The organism is Natrinema soli (assembly GCF_028618695.1).
In genome coordinates, this window is the sequence record NZ_JAQIVI010000439.1 from 1 (window position 1) to 529 (window position 529).

1 protein-coding gene is annotated in these 529 nt (G+C 69.2%); it reads left to right on the forward strand.

The features are described 5' to 3' along the window. A partial coding sequence (locus tag PGX04_RS23455; protein WP_273740721.1) for a pyridoxal-phosphate dependent enzyme occupies positions 1-529 on the forward strand: 529 nt, incomplete at both ends.

The window sequence follows — 529 nt, forward strand, 5'->3', positions numbered from 1 at the left end:
TGGCCGCCTACGGCTCCCGCGGTGGGATGCAGACGCTCGTGCTCCTCCCCGCCGGGAAGGTCGCCGCCGGCAAGATCGCCCAGGCGAGCCTCCACGGCGCGCGCATCCTCGAGGTCGACGGCAACTTCGACGCCTGTCTGGACATCGTTCAGGAACTCGCGGGGCAGGGCGAGGCCTACCTGCTGAACTCGCTGAATCCCTTCCGACTCGAGGGCCAGAAGACGATCGGCCTCGAGATCCTCGAGGGCTTCCTCGCCGATTACGACACCGTCCCGGACCGAATCGTCCTCCCGGTCGGCAACGCGGGTAACACGTCGGCGCTGTACAAGACGTTCCGCGAACTCGTCCACGCGGGCGAACTCGAGGAGGGCGAGGTCCCGAAACTGACCGGCGTCCAGGCCGAGGGTGCCGCGCCGATGGTCGAGGCGATCGAGAACGGGGCCGACGAAGTCCGGCGCTGGGACGACGTCGAGACGCGCGCGACCGCGATCCGGATCGGCAACCCGGTTAACGCGCCCAAGGCGCTGCC